Below are 18299 nucleotides of genomic sequence, written 5' to 3' on the forward strand. Positions count from 1 at the left end.
TCAATCACCGTTTCACCATCATTGGGAATGTACACCACAAGTCAATCATCTATTGTAAAAATTGTCCAAGGTAATTCTTTTTTTTTCTCTATCTGGTATCTGAAATTCAGAACAAAAGATAGAGAAACATACTCGGAAAGAGCAAGTTCTACCTGTGGATACTTTATAAAACGAACTTTGTTTCTGCCCAGATACCGGCAGGAACAGAAATAACAACCGTTATGCTTGGATTATTTCATTTTACAGGAATCATCTTACCTATGGTTCTTTCGGATTGAAAAGAATATGAAAATAAAACTTGACCAATTTAAAAATAGGATTCTTTAGATGGTCCATCGTTCTAGGTCAAAGAAAAACAGAGAAGGAAACATATGAAATTTATTTCTAAAACACTGTTATTCTTTTGTTTTTTCTTCATAGGTTTTTGTACGAGTGATACAACCCCTATTCCCAAACTAGAAAAGGGAATTCTCAACCTTCGAAATTTTTCCTTTTCTCAAGAGCAAAAATTTTCTTTAGAAGGAGAATGGAAATTTACGCCAAGAGAATTCACACTAACACCAAACGAAAAAAGTATTTTAGTTTCCATACCAGAATTGCCCCATTGGAATTCTTACAACCAGGTTCACAACCAGGAGAAAGTTGGATATGGGATGGGAAGTTATCACTTATCTATCCTCCCACCAAAAGAAAGGGCAACGCTTGCCATAGATTTTACAGATTTTTTTTCCGATGCAGAAGTATACCAAAACCAATCCAAAATTGGAACGTTTGGTTCTATCAAAAACCCTAATGCCAACTTCGATATAAAACCTCAATTGATTCGCATTTTACCTTCAGATCAAAATCCAATTGAACTGACTGTATTTGTAAGAAATCGTTTTTATCCATTAGGTGGAATCCGAATTCCGCCAACGATTGGAGTTTACGAATCACTCAAAACATCTCGAGAAAAAGATATACTCACAAATGCCATCGTTGTGGGTGGTTTTATTTTTTTAGGATTTTATCAGTTGGGAATGCATTACACAAGAAAGAAGATAAAGGGATCTTTTTATTTTTTCCTTTTTTGTTTTGTCATGTCTCTTCAGATTCTTGCCGCAGGGCCAAGAATTTTATTCGTATTTTTTGAATCCGTTCCAAGCGAACTAGTATTTCGAATCGATTATTTCACACAATACATTGGAGTGATATTAGGTTTGAATTATATCCATAGTTTGACCAAGAAATACATCTCAAAAAAGATAATCTATATCTCATCTGGATTGCTCATCATCCCGGCCTGCCTTTCCGTCTTTGGGTCTATTTACTTGATTACCTCCATCCATCACTACGTTTTGAGTATCATCATCCCAATACTCATTGTCGCATTATACTTAATCGTTAGTTACATTAGAGACAAACGTGCGGGATATATCTATTTGGGTTTGTCTGTTATACTAATGATCGGCTTTACTAGCCATGATATTATTTTATCATTACTTCACAAAACGCAGCCATTACTACTAAACTATGGATTATTACTTTTTGTTTTTTTTCAGTCCATCTTTTTATCTAAACATATCTCTGGTGAAATAGTTTCCGCAGAATTAAAATTTAAAGATGCCTTACATCAATTGGTACAATCAGAAAAACTATCTTCCCTAGGTGTCATGGTGGCAAGTGTCGCACATGAAATTAACTCACCGCTCAGTGCCGTTATTATGACGAGTGACTCCATTCGAGATGACATCTCAACATTCTTTAAGGAATTACCTTATTATGAACCAATCCCCAAAGACTGTTACCCAATTTTAATTTCCCTAGTGGAGTATTCACTTTCACAGGTAGAACTTTTATCCGGAAAAGAATACCGAGAACAAAAACAAAAGATCAGCCAAAACTTAGAGACACTTGGAATCAATGATACAACAAGGGTTTCAGAATTGTTGGTTTGTTTGGGTTTAAAGGAAATTCCTAAAGAATGGATTTCCGTTTTTTCGGAAAAAAGATCTGATTCCCTCCTTGTGTTGGCAGAAAAAGTGGTGCGCATCCTTCAAGGCACAAACACCATCCAAACTGCGGCAAATAGAGCCATAAAAATTGCCCAAGCATTAAAAAACTTCACACACTTTGATCCGAAAGCCGAAAAACAATCCATTCATCTCTCCGATTCGATTCAAAACATCATTGCCATTCTTGGAGGATACATCAAACAAGGAATTCAAATCTCAACAATTTCAGAAACAATTCCACCTATAGACTGTTATCCGGATGAACTAAACCAAGTTTGGTCGAACTTATTACAAAATGCCATCCAATCAACGAATGGAAAAGGAGAAATAAAAATAGAAATTGGACAAACGAGTTTGCAGAACGAACCTTTTGCATTTGTTTCCATTCAAGATTCTGGCCCAGGGATCCCTGAGGATATTATTGGAAAAATTTTTGATCCTTTTTTTACAACAAAACCAGTGGGACAAGGCACAGGACTTGGACTTTATATTTCCAAACAAGTCATTGAAAAACATAGAGGCATCATTGAAGTTCATTCGAAACCTAAAGAAACTAAATTTATCGTGTATCTTCCGTATGTTTCCAAGGATAACGATATGAAATTAAGTTAGTTTCTAGTTTGAAAATTTTAAAATTATCCTATTTTGGATCTGGCAACCGAAAACTAACAATCGTTCCCTTCCCCTTTTCGCTTGTGGCCCAGATTTCACCACCATGCAATTTGATAAATTCATTACAAAGAATAAGACCAAGACCTGTTCCCTTTTCACCTTCTAATCCAATACTGGTCACCTGGGCATCCACACGAAATAATTTTTCTAAATCCGAACTATCCATACCAATTCCATTGTCATGGCATTCCACTCGAATTCCATCTTCATCTTGTTTAGCGATGATTCTAATTTCCCCATTTTCATTTGTGAATTTAATCGAATTTGTAATTAGATTTCTAAGTACAGCCTGGATCATTTCTGAATCGGCATATACATAGGCTAAGGCGGAAGGGATATCTAAGGTAATACGAATTGATTTTTTTTTGATCAAAGACTCTACTTGGTCAACGATCTTTGTGACAAGACTCAAAAGGTTAATTTGTTTAGGACGGAAAGGCATATTCCCAGTTTGAGTCCTGGCCCAATCCAAAAGTTGTTCTAAAAGACCATACAACATAGATGCAGAATTTTGAATTTCAAATATGGTATCTTTTTTTTCTGCATTGGAATGTGAGTCAAAATCTTCATAAAGAAGTTCTGTTAATTGTTTGAATGCACCCAGCGGATTTCTTAAATCATGAGCAATGATAGAAAAAAATATGTCTTTGGTTCTGTTGGATTCACTAAGTAATTTTTCTGAATTGTGTAAGGCTTCAATGGCTTTGTTCTTTTCAAAAACTTGTTTTCTAAGTAATTTGGTTCGGTCAAAAACCTTTTTTTCTAATTCAAAACGGTAAGTGATCAAACGTTGGTATTGCAGTGTGATAAACTCAGACAAAATTGAAAACGGAATGAGGAAAGAAATTAAATAAATATAAGAATCAAATACCCCTGGGTATACAAATGGCCCCACTCCCATCCTTGTCATAAGGATACTGGAAAGATACAAAAGAAAAACACCTAAGGTTACTCCTCGGATTTGAAACCGATAACCTAAATAAATCAAAATCAAAAAAGATAAAAAGAAAAGATAAGGAAAGTGATAAACAATAACCGCTTGTACTAAGATAAAAGCAGTTGTCCATAAGATGAGTTTGATGGATAAATCCTCTAATTGGAATTTCCTCCATGCCATAAAAAATGGAACGGTAATAAAAATCCCAATGGTGTCCCCAAAAATGATTACAATCAAAGTGCGAACGATTTCAGAATTATTTAGTTTATAAAAATACCCGAAGGAATAGAGAACTCCACCTAAACATAAAATGGAAATTACACTCGAAAGAAAGGAAACATAAGTAACAAAATAAAAATTATCTTTTGCGGAATTAAGACTCTTGCGAATTTTTTTAATCCAAAAAGTATATGCCAGAGCAGATTGGAATGTGTCCACTCCTGCTGTCAGGCAAATACTGAGATACAAATCAAACTGGCTTAAATTGTGATGACTACTGATTAGGCCATCTTTGTTGGAAAGAAAACTTGCCAACCAAACCACTGGTAAAAACCAATATCCAAAAAACAAACAACCAATGAGTCCAATTCCAGAAGGGATCCAGAGGACTGCCAGGTTCACTGGTTGGAAGGCAAAGTATTCCATCCCTAATTTGGCAGTTCCAATATAGAGGAGAAATAAAATGAATGCCTTTAGGAATTGCTTCCAGTTCATGCGGATAGAATAAACGAAGGACAATTAGAGAAAAGCGAAATTATCTTTGAATTTCCTCTATTATGTAAGGAATACCCCAAATACAGAAGAGGATTCTTATCAAGGGATTTAGAAGGTATAAAAATCCTAGACTAATTTCCAGACAAAAGAGACTTAAAATCGCTACTTATGTCTTTACTTTTCATAAAGTAAGTGCCAATTAACATTGAATCGACGATTCCTTTATATTTTTGCCAATCGGCGTAACTTTCTATTCCCGATTCGGCAACACGAATGATGGACTCATCTAATTCAGGAGCAATTTCCTCTATTAGATTTTTATGAATTTCGAATGTGTCTAGATCTCTAGTATTGATACCAATGGTTGTGGCACCAGCATCCAGTGCCGTTTTTACTTCTTCTCGGTTGTGAGTTTCAACAAGTATTGAAAGACCCAAATCTTTAGCATACCGATGTAGAGAAGTTAGATCTTTGGGAGATAGGATTCGCACAATGAGTAAAATCGCCGAAGCTCCATAAGCGTAAGCTTCATCAATTTGTATTGGATCAATGATAAAATCCTTTCTGATCACAGGGATAGAAACGGACTCAGCTACTGCTTTGAGGTCACCCAAAGAGCCAAAAAAATATTGGGAATCCGTGAGAACAGAGATGGCGCCAGCACCTGAAGATTCATAAATAGACGCGATTTCTACGGGAAAATAGTCGGGCCTTAGGATTCCAGAACTGGGGCTTCCTTTTTTACATTCAGCAATGACAGAAATGGAATTTGTTTTGAGTTGGGATTCCCAAGGTCTTAAGGGAAGGATCCGAGGAGGAAGCTTTTTCCCCCTGGCCAAACGAACTTCCTCGTGTTTGGTCTCAACTATCTTATGTAAGATAGGATTCAAAGAGACTCCTTTTAAAATGCTTTTAATGCAGCATCTTCTGAGTCGTAAATATCAAAAAGAGAAGTAAGTTCGATTACGTCAAAAATACGTTTAACAGCGGGTTTGATATTAGAAATTTTTAAGGAACCGTCTTTGGAATTGAGTTTGCGAAGGGTTGAGATACAAGCTCGGAACCCAGAAGAAGACATGTATTCCACATCTTTCATGTTTAATAGAACCTTTCTATGCCCAGCATTATCGATGAGTTCCATTAGGCCCTCTTCCACTTCATTTGCCACAGAAACGTCCAATCGACCTTCCAGATATACAACCAGTTTTCCGTCTTTCACTTCGTGTTTCAGCACCGATTTACCCAACCTGATATGATTTTACAAAATCATCGTATTTTAGCGGACTGTCAATCAATGTTTTCTGAATCCATTCCAACGCCATCCGACCTCGACCAGTTCCAAAATTTCCTGATTTTAGGAGGTGGATCCTCTGGTGATTCCTCAGCCAGGTTATTATCTTCTCTCGGAAAACGTTGTATCTTGGCAGACCAATTTCCCGAACGTGCCAATTCAAGTTTATATGTTTCTGTTTTGTCAGACAATCACCCACAGGAAATTTTAAAAGAAATCCATTGTATCATCAAAAGTCCTGGTGTCTTGCCGAATCATCCTATCTTAGAAGAAGCAAAAAAAAATGAAATCCCCGTTTATAGTGAAATTTGTTTGGCTCGCATTTTTTACAAAGGACCAATCATCGGAATTACAGGGACCGATGGAAAGTCGACCACTACAGCCCTCACCTATCACATTCTAAAATCAAAATTTCCAAATTCAAAGATGGGTGGAAATATCGGAGTTCCATTCACTTCCTTTTGTATGGAACCACTCGATCTCGTTGTCCTCGAACTTTCCAGTTACCAATTAGAAGATTCACCTAACTTAGAATTAACTTCATCTGCTATTTTAAATTTAGCCTCAGACCATTTGGAAAGGCATAAAACCATGGAATCTTATGCAAAGGCAAAATGGAAAATTCAAAACTTAAACAATCCAAACCATAAAGCTTTTGTGAGTCCTAACTTTTTAAATTTTATTAAAACGGAAAATACCAATCACCAAAATTTATTTTTGGTTGGTGAAAACAAAAATTACTCTGTGAGTTTAGATCCGAATCAAATTCACACACCGAGTTTTGTTTATGATGCCTCTTCCTTTCCTTTGAAAGGGAAACACAATTTGATGAATTTATGTTTTGCCATTGCCCTATGTGAAACCATGGATATGAATGAGAAAGAAATCCAAAACGGATTTGAATCCTTTACTGGACTTCCCCATAGATTTAAAAAAGTAGATAACTCAGGATTTCAAAAACAATACCAAAACATTCATTTCATCAATGACTCCAAATCCACTAACTTACATTCAATGCTTTCGGGAATTTCTGGATTTAAAAAGGGAGACGGCTTGTTTTTGATTTTGGGTGGGATTCCCAAATCAGAACCAATAAATCCACTCATCCAGCGTTTGAAAGAATTAAACAATCCAATTTGGGTTTATGGAAAAGCAGTGGAAGTTTGGAAAACAGAGTTGGAAAAAATGGATTTTCCCATCCATTACTTTCCAGACCTTCCCACTCTCCTTGGCCATCTAAAACAAACTATCGATATAGAATTGGAAAACCATTTGGAAAAGGAATCCCAATCCTTATCTGTAATTTTTTCACCGGCTGGTGCCAGTTTTGATTTGTATAAAAATTTTGAGGAAAGAGGAAATCATTTTGAATCTATACTCAAACAAATATTTTCATAAGTTTAACCACGGATATGGTAACCACCATCCACATGGCGGATTTCCCCTGTGATTCGGTTACCAGGTCGAAACAAATAAGCTACTTCTTCTGCTAAATCTTTTGCAGATGCATTTCCTAAAGGAGCCATTTGTTCACAGTTGTTTTCTGCTTGTTCTAAACCTTCGATCGCTGAACCGGCCTTACTTGCCCTGTAGGGAGAAAATCGAATGGCATTCACTTGGACTTGTATTTCTTTACCAAGTTCCATGGCCATTTCTTTCACAAGTCTCTCTAACGCAGATTTGGCGATCCCAATGTTTTTGTAAGGATGTGAGACTATTTTTTCTGCACCTAAATAACTCAGGGCCACAATAGATCCTTTTTTGGCTAATAAATTTCTCTGGTATAAACTTTGGGTTAGAGCAAGAAGTGAAAAGGCAGATACGTTCATTGCATCCATAAATTCTTCCCGGGAAACCGTCATAATTGGTTTTACTTTTCCTTGGCGAATGGTTTTATCCATGGCAATAGAATGTAAAAGAGCGTGTACACTTATTTGACTCGTTTGTAAAAAATCGGCAAAAGAATCTATATTTGCTTGGATGGTCACATCCAAAGGATAAGTGATCACATCATCACCTAACTCTTTTTTAACGGTTTGAGTAAAATCCGAGTAAGTCCTTTCTAAAAAAGAATACCCTGCTTCAGATAAATTTTGATGAAACTCCGTTTTACCAAGCCCAGTGCATATTAATTTGGCACCAAGTTGTTTGCATTCTTTTGCGATGACAAGTGCGAGTGATGACGAATCCGTAATCCCTGTGATGATTACGGTTTTACCTTCTAATTGATAATCCATTTTTACCCTCTCCGTTTAGACCAAAATCGGTTTAAAAAGGAGAAGAAATGCGAAGTTTTTTTCGTGCTTTATTTATCGTTTGTGCAAGATTTTTTCATAGGATTGGCTACCAATAAAAATATCCAAAAGGTCCCCATCGATGTGTTGGTCTCTCACTTCCATCTTTAAAATATCAAAGGCTCTTTCCAGAGGCACAGCCTTTTTATAAGGACGGTCTTGGTCGGTCAGCGCATCAAAGATATCGGCAATGGCCATCATTTTGGCCTGTACTGGGATCTCAACCGCTGAGAGTCCTCTGGGATACCCTGACCCATTTAATTTTTCATGGTGGCCGTGAGCAATGGCAGGAACCATTTTGAGTTCTCTTGTCCATGGAATTTTTGATAAAAATTGGAAGGTATGTTCTACGTGAGATTCAATTTCTCTTCTTTCTTCAAAGTCGAGAGATCCACGCCGAATGGATAAAAAATTAAACTCTCGCGGCATAAGTAAACTGAGCTGGTTCCCTTCTGTTGTGTGATAACTCATTTTAGAAATTTCTTCTAAAAAGTTGGAATTCCCTTCTTCTAAAATGGAAGGTTCATTGGATTCGGAAATTACTCGAACCATTTCTTCCAATTTATCTTTTTCCAAACTGTATTCGAGTTGGATTGATTTTTCAAACTCCGGATAACCGTTGTTACCATGTTTTTTTAAGTATTCAATTTTTTTCTGGGAAAGTCCTGCTTCAACATCTTTTAAGATAAACTGAAAACGCCATCGAATTAAATCCAATTCGTAGTCTTCTAGTTTTTTGGCTTTGACAAGAACCTTTTCCCGAACACCAACCTTTCCAAAATCATGAAGTAAAGATGCGTATCTTATTTCTTTGACCTGTGATTCATTAAAATGAACATCTTTAAATCTTCCGACTTGGATTTCATTTACGGACTCAGCAAGGCCGACTGTATACTGAGCCACTCGGAAAGAGTGACCAGAAGTAGTTGGATCCCTAGATTCAATCGCGGAAACACTCGCCGTAACAAATCCTTCAAACAAAGTTTCAATATCATGAACCAAATTATTATTTTGGATGGCAACTGCAGCTTGTCCTGCCACAGCCATCACCAGTTCCTCTGAATATTTATCATATTCTAAGATGGAATTGGTTTTCATTTCTTCTAAATTGAGTTTCGTTTGAAAATTTTTCTTACGATTGATGAGTTGGATGACACCCACAACTTCATCGTGATGGTCCTTCATAGGAACCACGAGCATGGATTTTGAATAATAATTACTCATTTTATCAAAATCACTATTAAACTTATACTCCTCTTTGCCGGACAATTCGTACACATTAGGAATGTTCAGTTGTTTCCCAGTAAATGCAACATAACCGGCGATACTCTTTTTATTGATGGGTAAAATAAATTCATCAGAATTCAAATCCAAGGCTGAGATTTTGAATCTTAGATTTCTTGGGTTTCCTCTTTCGTCCTTTTCGACTAAATACAGGGAACCAGAATCGGAATTAGAAATTTCACGTGCTGAGTTTAGAATATCACGGAGTAATTTGGTAAAATCTTTTTCGTTGGCAAGACTAATCCCAATCCTTGTGAGTTTAGAAATTTCATTTGTTGAAACATTGATCCGTTTTTGTAATTCAAATTTGTCTACAACCATCTGGAGACTGGTAAAAGCATTGGCCAGAGCTTTGACCAAAAAAACCAGAGGTGCATCATCCGGAACATTCGTAAAAAATAAATCTTCTTCAATGTTTAGAGCAATGTATCCCGTATAATCAATGGGTGCCCTAACAATAAAACTAGACATGATCGTCGGTTGGTTCTTTAGAAATTGGTGGATCTCTTGGTGTTTGGATTCTAGTTCATACCGAGAGATATAGAATAATACTTTGGCTATGCGGCCATGCGAATCAACTTCGATCTGATCTAGATCTGCTAAGGTCAAAACCTTAGCTTTGATTTTTTTGGAATAATCGGCAATTTTGCCTTCAAAAAAAGGGTCATCTGTGATGATGAATTGTGTATCCGGAGATTTGGTCACAAATTTACTATCGACATGAAAAAATCGACTGTCGATTGTTTTTTTGAAAATGAATCTTACTTTTGTTTGTTTAGCAGGATGATTCCAAAACAGAAAGAAGCGGCCAAATAAAAACTCAAAAAATACAGGATCTGGACTCCTAACAATACATAGGGTGAATGCACCCACCCGCTTGGTTCTGCCAGGAAAAAAGGAAGGAAAATTCCCAAAACGGAAGGGTAAAGAAAAGAAACTACCCCTCGGATTCCAGACGCCGACCAAGAAATCGAAGACAAATAGGAATAAATGAGTCGTCCAAAAATTCCAGAGAAAAATGCCAAGGGCAGAACGACTAAAATTTCTGTTCCAAGACATACAGAAAATGCTAAGGCCCCAATCCAAATCCCAGTTTCTGCAGAAGTTGGAACCATTTCTTTTTTGAGTTTGGAAACAAAAAGAAACCCCACCAAGGAAGAGGTTCCATACATTAGGATCGTTGCAACTTGTTTAAAAAATTGAACGTCCACTTTCCAGGGAGATAACACAAGAAAGGCAGCAGGTAAAAAACTCAAATAAACGAAACGTAAGTTATCCTCACCTAATATTTGCTCCTTGCCTCCATCCAGATTCCAAAACATCTCTCGCATCCAAACAAAGGCACCAAGGGAAATGGCAAAAGGCAAAATGAGAGTATTGTCTTGGACAAGGATCGTTTTTTGGAAAAAATAAATTCCAAAAAGTAAAGAAACCCAAAACAAATACAAAAAAACAGAAACAAAGATTCGCCTGAATGGACTAAAATCAAAGATCCGTTCTTCGAAAGAAACATATGATAAAAATAACAAAAGATTACTTTTTGTAATATAAACAAATATAGAATCGGTATTCCAAATTTCGGAGTGGATTCCCCATTTTTTTAAAGTTTCTGTTAAAACAAATCCAAAGACGGTAATCATAGTCCACTGGAAAAGTAAATCGCTACGTTTTGTTTCTTCAGAAATTCTAGAAAGAGAATGGAACAAAAAGAAGCCAGATAAAACACAAAATAGGAATTCTGTTTCAAATAAATTCATAGATTTACTTCCTCACTGACAGTAAAGGGAAGGATGGAATATGGTGGTTCGCCGTTACGATCTAAACTTTGAAAGTTATGATGAAATCCTCTGATGGACTGGTTACCGATTAATATAAATTTTTCACTTCCAGCAGGTTTCAAAAGGATACTGCGGTTGAAAAAGTATAAAACCGGATTTGTTTTTAGTTCCTTTCCTATGTTTTGGAAATGCGGAAGAATTTTTGTATATGGCTCATAAATATCAATGGAGTTTGCTGCACGGATGATGATGGTTTTTCCTTTTAAGTTAGGAATGGGCCGATTCCTTAGAATCCAATTGTTAGGGTTAGAATAAACAGTTTGGAATTCACCCACTCCATCCGCAGAAAGAATCCGAATGTTTGGAAAAGCATAAAGTCTATCTTTTAATTCCTGTTTTACCTTTTTCAAAAACAATTCCACTTCCCCAGGTAACTCCCATAAGACGACCTCCATTCCAGAAAAATGTTTGGCAACAGCAAGAGAGGTAACTCCTGGATATTCAGGATGGTTTAAGGCAGGACCAATATCAAAAAATACAATTTGGTTCCCCTTTTCAAATCGTTTTAAGTCACCAAACAATGTTTTGCGTAAAGCAGACATTGGTTTGGACAGAAAGGCTTTTCCATTTAACAAATCATCCAAAAATAAATTTGTGTCTTCTAATCTATTTTCATATGTCCTTGCACGAATTTCTTCATCTTGGCCATTAAACAAATAACGACCCGTATACGAACGGATGGTTTTTTCTTCTAAATCGGTAAAAGAGTTGGGACTTAAAGTTTCCCAAGTATAAGGATAAATTGGTTTTCCAATTTCAAAACGATCTGTGGAAGGTAAATCAACAATTTGGCCGTATGGTGTTAACCTAACATATTGTTTGTAATAAACATCTGATTGTTCTGGATTGTTTCGAAGTTTAGAAAGAATCGCTAAATTAAAAAGAGCATATCTGTGGTATGGTTTTTCTTCGATTCCATAAATAGACTTGGCAGAAACAAGAGATTCCCATACTGATTTTGCAATGCTCCATTTTCCTAACTCATAAAGTGTGGCTGCATATAAATTATAAGAATACAAAGTTATATCGTGGTTAGCAAAACCATCTCTAATAATAATTTTTCTTTGGTCTTGTAACAATGACAATGCGGTGTCATACCGACCCAAATCAAAATACAACTTAGCTAAATTAAAATCAAAATAGAGGGAATTCAATCCCTTCGGAATCAACCCTCGAATGGAAGACAATTCATACGATGCAAGTTCTGCTTGTGAAAGGTCAGAAAGTAGGAGCCCATAAAAATAAGAATTTTCAATAGATGATGGATCTTGCAACAAACCCAAAGTGTCGTAGAGTTTTCTAGCAGACGTTAAGTAATAAACTGCCTCTTCTTTTTTTCCATCGAGCACTAGTGTTTTCCCAAGTAAGGAAATGGTATCCGCATAATCTGTATGAAATACGGATTTTAGAAGTTCTCTTTCTTTTTTGGCTGCGGTTGCGTATTCTATAGTTTTACTAAATTCTTTTTTTGCGAAATAGAACTCTGCAATGGTTTTTGCAACATAGAACTTCGTGTAGGTGGAGAAATTAGAATTTCCTCCTACATTTCGCCAAATCTCTTTGAATGATTCCTCGGTTCTTTTTTCTAAACTTATACTAATTTTGATGAATTGTAAATACTCAGAAGGAAAATCCAAAGTTTTTAATAGAGAGTTTTTTTCATCCAAGGATAACTTGGGATCATACCCAGACAAACGAACAAACTCTGATTCAGAAAGGAAATCCTCTTCGGAAGGAATTTTCCACTCGGGACTACGTTTCAACAAACGATGCAAACGAATGGTTTCATCCAAAAGATGCGTTAGGGATTTATAAATGGCAGAAACTAATTTTCCACGTTCTTCATAAGGAAGAAATACCGACTGACCAGTGTAAGTTGACTTTTGTTCAATGTCTTTTAGTTTAGGAAAAAACTCGATTCCCTTCTCTTTCCACTCGAAAACTCCCGTAAAAACAAAATTGACTCTTTGTTTTTTAGCATCCGAGAGAGATTTTTCTTTTCCAAGATAAACTCCTCCCGTTACTTTTTGAAATTCAAAATCAATCAAGTCGGAGAGTAGTTGGAGTGTTTTGGGATCGGATTCTGTTCCAGTAATTTCAAAATCTCCCAAACTAAAAAAGGAAACAGTTTCGGCAGACTCATAAGTTACCGGTAAGGTTTCTTTTTGGATCGCATTACGAATTGAATAGTATAATGGAGCATAGGCGACAAACGCCAAAAGGGAAAAGGTAAGGAGGGTGTTTTTTTGAAAGCGGGACAAGTTAAGCAAATTCTAAAAAGTTTAGTTTGACCTATTTTTCTTAGAATTTTGCAGAACTCAAGGAAAAAACGGGGTTTCCCCCGTTAGGAATCGGATCTTATCGTTTGAGACCGAGAACTTCCTGGATCATTTGGTCAGAAGTCACAATGGTTCGTGAGTTTGCTTGGAATCCCCTTTGAGTCACAATCATATCTGTGAACTGGTCAGAAAGATCCACGTTTGACATTTCAAGGAGTCCTGCGTTGATTTTTCCACGGCCTTGGCTTCCAGCTTCCCCAATGTTTGCATCCCCTGAGTTCAGAGAGTAACTATACATTGTGTCCCCTTCTTTATTGAGACCGGCTGGGTTTGTAAAGTTAGCCAGAGCAATCCTTGCAAGTGGTTGGCGCACTCCATTGGAAAATACTCCCGTCACAGTTCCTGTGTTGTCGATGGAGAAAGATTCCATATAACCCATTGGGTATCCGTCTTGTTTCACAGCTTTCGTTGTAAAATCAGAAGAGAACTGAGTGATCCCACCCACAAGACCTGCTTCCCCTAAATTCAAACTAAATTTTTGAGCCGTTGGATTTCCTGGAATTCGGAAGGAAATATCTGCTTTTAGTTTTCCTGTGGTTTGGGAATCCACACCGTCAGAAACAGAGATGATTTTTCCGTCTGGAGTGAAGGATACTTCTAGTTCTTGGTTTCCAGAAACTTTTGTGTTCTCCCCACCTGTTCCACTGACGTCTACAGATACTTGGCTTGCATCTTCCAATTTGAAACGCATCTTCCATACGTTTTCTCTCATTTTGTAAAACTCCACTCCCATTTGGCGAGTGTTTCCAAGTTCATCATACACATTAATGGATGTTACGTGGCCTCTTCTTTGGCGAGGATCTGGATCATTGATATAACGTTGGATGTCTTCTTCTGTTGCGTCAGAAGGAACTGCCGCAACACTTGCATTGAGGTTGGACTGAAAGTCTACGTTTTGAGTCGCACGAGCAGGTTCTTTGGAATAAAGAGGAATCATGATGTCTTCCAAAGATCCTGCGGAGTTGATGTATTTGTTGCCACCATCATCCAAACGAGAATTCCAACCTTGCACTTTTAATCCGTTGGCAGGGTTTACATAAAATCCGTTTTTATCTACGTTGAAGGCACCAGCGCGAGTGTAAAACTGTTTGTCTCCGTCTTTTACAACGAAGAAACCTTCACCCGATACGGCAACATCGGTATTCTTTCCTGTAGTTTGCAAAGCACCTTGCGTCATAATTTTATCAATAGCAGCGATGAGGGAACCAAGACCCACTTGTTTCGGGTTTGTTCCCCCGATCCTTTCGTTTGGCTCAGACGCACCTTGTAACTCTTGCGAGATCATATCTTGGAAGGTAACTCGCTCCGTTTTAAAACCGTGTGTGTTCACGTTGGAAATGTTGTTACCAATAACATCCATTCTTACTTGGTGGTTTTTCAATCCGGAAACTCCGGAGTAAAGTGATCTCATCATAACGTTATATCCTCTCTTTTTTTATCGACCTTTTTGAATTAATCCTGATAAGCTTCTTGTTTTTTTAATGTATTATTCGGTGCTTCAATCGCATTTGCCGGACGTTGGAATTCTGGTTCTGCTTTGAGAAGTGATGGATCAGAAATCAAATTGATTTTTGCAACATCAAGCATCCTTCCATTCACACGAACGTACGTTTTTCCTTCGTTATCAAAAAGAATAGCACCAGCAAGTCCTGTCACATCTTCACCTGTGACTAAATCTGGCCCGGAAACAATTTTTCCGACAACCGAATAACTTTGTTTAGATTCCATTCTGGCAATTCCAGAAGAAATGTTTTTCATCTGTTCGAGAGATGAGAACTGAGCCATTTGTGCAATGAAGTCTTTGTCTTGCACTGGGTTTGTTGGATCTTGATGAGAAAGTTGAGTGAGAAGGAGTTTTAAAAAATCATCCTTTCCTAGTTCTTTTTGTTTCTCACGAATTTCGATTCCCTTTAAACCACTTGTTTCTTCTTTTTCTAACTGGTCCAAATGTTTACGAATATTAAAGGTTCTATCACCTTCAAAGTATTTGGTTCTAGCTGAATTTTGAGTCGATATATCTTGCATTCCGTCTGGCATGGGATCCTCTATTTTTCTATATTTGTTAGTGATTTATGCGAAAAATTCCAATGTTTTGGGTTCTTCAAAAATAGGAGAACCAAGTAAGTCTGATGATTCTTCTAAACCTAAATTGTTTTCTGAATTACGAAACTTTGCCGCATCCACCATAGTTTGGTAGAGTTCATTTTGTTCTTTGCGGTCTGTAAGACCACTTCCATCATCCCATAAATCAATGATGAGCGCTTGTAAGTCGAGACCGGAGTCTTTTAGGTTTTCTTTGATGGTTTGGATTTCGTTTTGTAGTGACTTTTGAAGTTCTTCTGACTCTACAAGGATTCGTCCTTCTACCTTATCCCCATCCACAGTGACTTTCAAAGTAAGCCTACCGTATTCTTTAGGATTCATTACGATCTCTGCACTGGACTTTCCATTTTGTACAATATCAAACCGCGCTTGTTTGATGAGTTCGTCGATATTTTGTTTAAGAACTGTTTCTTTTGGTTTCGCAGTTTTTTCTGCAGAACGAATCTCTTCTGCTTTTTGTATGGATCTTGATTCAAAAGAAGAAAATTGGAAACTTTGTTTCTGACCTTTCTCTTCAAAAGATCGACTACCCTCCTCTCCTGATTTCGTAGAGGAAGAAGAATTTTGAATGGTAGGTATACCTGAGGCCTCAGTCTGTTTTTGTTTTTCAGAAGGAGTTTGTGATTTCAAATCTTGTTTCTGGAATTCTTTATCTTTAATTCCAAGGGATCGAATCATTTTATCAGAGTTTAAACTTTGGTTGGATTTTTCTTGTTCGGCAGAAACTTCTCCCGATTCCGATCCATTTTTAGTTTGTTTATTTGGTTTTATTTTTCCATCAGTTTTACGAACAGAATGTTCGGTGGGAAGTTCTCTCCCTTCCACTTTCACTTCTTTCCCTTTGGCAAAGACCAAATCAGAAACCACAGAACCAGAATGGATGGCTTCTTTTTTGGAACCAATGGATTCTTGTTTTTCATTTCCTTTTTTAATTTCTAAGGCTTTTTTTTCTGCCTTTGGAAAAAGAACCAAATTAGAATCTTTTTCTACATTGATTTTCGATTGAAGAGGAGTAGATTCATTTGATTTGGAAACTTTTTCTGTTTGGAAAAAATGCATAGCCAACTTTTTTGCTTCATCCACAAAGGCAGTCCCTTCTTTAGGAGAATAAGCTGTGGTTTTTTCTGCTGATTTTTGTAACGAAAGTAATACAGTTTTTTCCTTAACTGTCATTTCATTCAGTTGGTTTGCAGGGATAAGTGATCTCTCCCAATCTGCATGAGTTGCCACAAGATCCAGGCTATACTCTAAAGCATCTCGATCCAAATCCTCTTCTTCTTCGGATTCCTCTGTTTCTTCAGAAGGAGTCGACTCTTTTGCAGCCTGAGTCTCAGAAACATTAGATGTAGAATTATTTAATCCTTGTTTGGTGGTATCTTCTGGGAGAGATACTTCTGAAGGAGAACTTGTTTCTTCTTTTTCTCGCCCGATGGTTTTGTATTCAGAGCCAGTTTGTTTTTTTTCTGAATGCACTTGGAATTCTCGTTCCAAAATTTCCCCAAAACTTTCCCGAACCGCCATCATCGAATGGTTTTCTGTTCCATTCGGCTTGGAAGACTTCCCATCAACTTGAGGGAATTGGATTACGTTTTGGTTTGGGGCTTTTACGTTCATAGGGTGCCTTCTCCCTTAAGGATCGAACTTCCCCAGATTTCCTTGAGAGAATTATCTTCTTCCTTTTCCGGTTTATGTCTTGGTGTGGGAAAAAGGCAGGTTTTACGAAATAAATTTCGCTTGACAAATATTCACTAAATTAGAGGATGAGTTTGTTTTATTAAACAAAAGGGCGCAAAAATGAAAAAGTATACCCATATTTCGAACCTAAAATCAACAATTTCTGTCATATTGTGCATTTTCTTGAGTGTGATGAGCTTCTCTTCACTCGCAAGCGAAGGCACTTTCCTCCATGTGTCCTTTGACCCTACAAGAGAATTGTATGAGGAAATCAACAAAGCTTTCTTAAAAGAATGGAAGGCCAAAAAAGGAAGCGAATTTGCCATCCAACAATCGCATGGAGGATCCGGGAAACAAGCACGTGCTGTAATCGATGGACTTGACGCTGACGTAGTGAGCCTTGCTCTTTCTTACGACATCGACAGCATCTCCACCAAATCAGGGTTAATTGATGCAAATTGGCAAAAAAAACTGCCAAACAATAGTGTTCCTTACTACTCAACGATTGTATTTTTAGTCCGTAAATCCAATCCGAAAAAAATCAAAGATTGGGATGACATTGTAAAACCAGGAGTTTCTATCATCACTCCTAACCCAAAAACCAGTGGTGGCGCTCGTTGGAATTATTTGGCAGCTTACGGATTTGCAAAACGCAAATACAAATCGGATGAAAAAGCAACAGAGTTTGTCAAAGCACTTTTCAAAAATACATCAGTTCTTGATACAGGAGCCCGCGGGTCAACAACGACTTTTGTCCAAAGAGGAATTGGTGATGTTCTCATCACTTGGGAAAATGAAGCCAAACTTTCTTTAGATGAAGAAAAAAGATCTGGTAAAAACACTTTAGAAGTGGTGTATCCATCTGAATCCATCAAAGCAGAAACTCCTGTTGCTGTAGTTACAAAAACTGCTACAGAAAAAGGCAATTTGGAAAAGGCAACTTCCTACTTAGAGTTTCTTTATACAAAAGAAGGACAATCGATCATCGCAAAACATTTTTTTAGACCGACTGATAAGGCGGTTGCAAAATCTTCTGCAAAAGAATTTCCCAACATTAAATTATTTTCCCTATCCGATTTAGGGGAAACTTGGGAATCTGCTCAGAAAAAACATTTTGCAGATGCAGGTGTCTTTGATGCCATCTACAAAACCCCTTAAA

13 protein-coding genes and 1 pseudogene are annotated in these 18299 nt (G+C 37.2%); 4 read left to right on the top strand and 10 right to left on the bottom strand.

Translation table 11 applies throughout. From position 1 onward, the window contains the following. The coding region (locus EHQ24_RS19300; protein WP_208725721.1) for a hypothetical protein at nucleotides 1-213 on the top strand (213 nt) is incomplete at its 5' end. 158 nt (nucleotides 214-371) lie between these two features. Then, nucleotides 372-2606, top strand: a complete 2235-nt coding sequence (locus EHQ24_RS06035; protein WP_135600780.1) for an ATP-binding protein — start codon at nucleotides 372-374, stop codon at nucleotides 2604-2606. A gap of 28 nt (nucleotides 2607-2634) precedes the next feature. Here the strand turns inward: EHQ24_RS06035 and EHQ24_RS06040 are convergent, their stop codons facing one another. The 3 genes from EHQ24_RS06040 to EHQ24_RS06050 all read right to left on the bottom strand — a co-directional run bounded on the left by EHQ24_RS06040 (nucleotide 2635) and on the right by EHQ24_RS06050 (nucleotide 5551). Beyond that, on the bottom strand, nucleotides 2635-4317 hold the full coding sequence (locus EHQ24_RS06040; protein ID WP_135600781.1) for a sensor histidine kinase: 1683 nt from the start codon (nucleotides 4315-4317) through the stop codon (nucleotides 2635-2637). 131 nt (nucleotides 4318-4448) lie between these two features. Continuing rightward, nucleotides 4449-5207 carry a beta/alpha barrel domain-containing protein gene (locus tag EHQ24_RS06045; protein WP_135600782.1) on the bottom strand — a complete coding sequence of 253 codons (759 nt, stop codon included), beginning with the start codon at nucleotides 5205-5207 and terminating at the stop codon, nucleotides 4449-4451. A gap of 11 nt (nucleotides 5208-5218) precedes the next feature. After that, on the bottom strand, nucleotides 5219-5551 hold the full coding sequence (locus EHQ24_RS06050; protein ID WP_135600783.1) for an STAS domain-containing protein: 333 nt from the start codon (nucleotides 5549-5551) through the stop codon (nucleotides 5219-5221). Nucleotides 5552-5611: 60 nt separating this feature from the next. On the opposite strand from EHQ24_RS06050, the gene murD reads away from it, so the two are divergent. Continuing rightward, nucleotides 5612-7006, top strand: coding sequence for a UDP-N-acetylmuramoyl-L-alanine--D-glutamate ligase (gene murD / locus EHQ24_RS06055; protein ID WP_135600784.1), 1395 nt, complete (start codon nucleotides 5612-5614; stop codon nucleotides 7004-7006). Nucleotides 7007-7008: 2 nt separating this feature from the next. On the opposite strand, the gene EHQ24_RS06060 is transcribed toward murD, so the two are convergent. The 7 genes and pseudogenes from EHQ24_RS06060 to EHQ24_RS06090 all read right to left on the bottom strand — a co-directional run bounded on the left by EHQ24_RS06060 (nucleotide 7009) and on the right by EHQ24_RS06090 (nucleotide 17080). Next, entirely contained in the window at nucleotides 7009-7845 is an 837-nt protein-coding gene (locus tag EHQ24_RS06060) for an enoyl-ACP reductase FabI (RefSeq protein WP_135600785.1), read from the bottom strand. 72 nt (nucleotides 7846-7917) lie between these two features. Then, nucleotides 7918-9891 (bottom strand): HD family phosphohydrolase, encoded by a 1974-nt coding sequence (locus EHQ24_RS06065; protein ID WP_135600786.1) that lies wholly within the window; start codon nucleotides 9889-9891, stop codon nucleotides 7918-7920. Between the two features lie 56 nt (nucleotides 9892-9947). After that, nucleotides 9948-10943, bottom strand: a complete 996-nt coding sequence (locus EHQ24_RS06070; RefSeq protein WP_135600787.1) for a hypothetical protein — start codon at nucleotides 10941-10943, stop codon at nucleotides 9948-9950. Then, nucleotides 10940-13285, bottom strand: a complete 2346-nt coding sequence (locus EHQ24_RS06075; RefSeq protein ID WP_208725722.1) for a tetratricopeptide repeat protein — start codon at nucleotides 13283-13285, stop codon at nucleotides 10940-10942. Before EHQ24_RS06075 ends, EHQ24_RS06070 begins: the two co-directional genes overlap by 4 nt. A gap of 97 nt (nucleotides 13286-13382) precedes the next feature. After that, entirely contained in the window at nucleotides 13383-14777 is a 1395-nt protein-coding gene (gene flgE / locus EHQ24_RS06080) for a flagellar hook protein FlgE (protein WP_135570415.1), read from the bottom strand. A gap of 116 nt (nucleotides 14778-14893) precedes the next feature. After that, nucleotides 14894-15388 (bottom strand): annotated as a pseudogene (locus tag EHQ24_RS06085) (flagellar hook capping FlgD N-terminal domain-containing protein); the annotation flags it as partial. Nucleotides 15389-15433: 45 nt separating this feature from the next. After that, nucleotides 15434-17080 carry a flagellar hook-length control protein FliK gene (locus EHQ24_RS06090; protein WP_135600789.1) on the bottom strand — a complete coding sequence of 549 codons (1647 nt, stop codon included), beginning with the start codon at nucleotides 17078-17080 and terminating at the stop codon, nucleotides 15434-15436. Nucleotides 17081-17260: 180 nt separating this feature from the next. Between EHQ24_RS06090 and EHQ24_RS06095 the strand changes: the two genes are divergently transcribed. Next, entirely contained in the window at nucleotides 17261-18298 is a 1038-nt protein-coding gene (locus tag EHQ24_RS06095) for a sulfate ABC transporter substrate-binding protein (RefSeq protein ID WP_135600790.1), read from the top strand. The last annotated feature ends 1 nt before the right edge of the window (nucleotide 18299 follow it).

The sequence above is a fragment of the Leptospira noumeaensis genome (assembly GCF_004770765.1).
GTDB lineage: Bacteria > Spirochaetota > Leptospiria > Leptospirales > Leptospiraceae > Leptospira_A > Leptospira_A noumeaensis.